The organism is Xanthobacter sp. BG11Y11_SDJG, from assembly GCF_057364445.1.
On sequence record NZ_JBNFNU010000895.1, the window covers coordinates 1 to 536 of the forward strand.

At 73.9% G+C, this 536-nt stretch carries 1 protein-coding gene; it reads left to right on the forward strand.

Annotation, left to right across the window (positions count from 1 at the left end; all coding sequences use genetic code 11):
- On the forward strand, positions 1 to 536 hold a 536-nt coding region (locus tag AC2W7M_RS27170; protein ID WP_486136356.1), incomplete at both ends, for a transglycosylase domain-containing protein.

The window sequence follows — 536 nt, forward strand, 5'->3', positions numbered from 1 at the left end:
TGCTCGCGCGAGGTGGGTGGACCGCGGCGGGCGCGCTGCTTGCGCCCCTTCGCCCTGAAGGACGGGCGCTGGCGCCTCGAGGCGCGCGCCGGGGACGTGGACCCGCGCTTCCTCGCCATGCTGTTCGCCTATGAGGACAAGCGCTTCCGCGACCATGGCGGGATCGATCCGCTGGCGCTGGGCCGTGCTGCGCTCCAGGCGCTGGCGACGGGCCGCGTGGTTTCCGGCGGATCCACGCTCACCATGCAGGTGGCGCGCCTGACCGATCCGCCGCAGCCGCGCACGCTCAGGGCCAAGCTGCGGCAGATGGCGCGCGCGCTGACCATCGAGCGCCACCGCTCCAAGGACGAGATCCTCGCGCTCTATCTCACCCTTGCCCCTTATGGCGGCAACATCGAGGGGGTGCGCGCCGCCGCGCTCACCTATTTCGGCAAGGAGCCGCGCCGGCTCACTCTGGGCGAGGCGGCGCTCCTGGTGGCGCTGCCCCAGTCGCCGGAAGCGCGCCGGCCCGACCGCAACCCGGAGGTCGCCCGCGC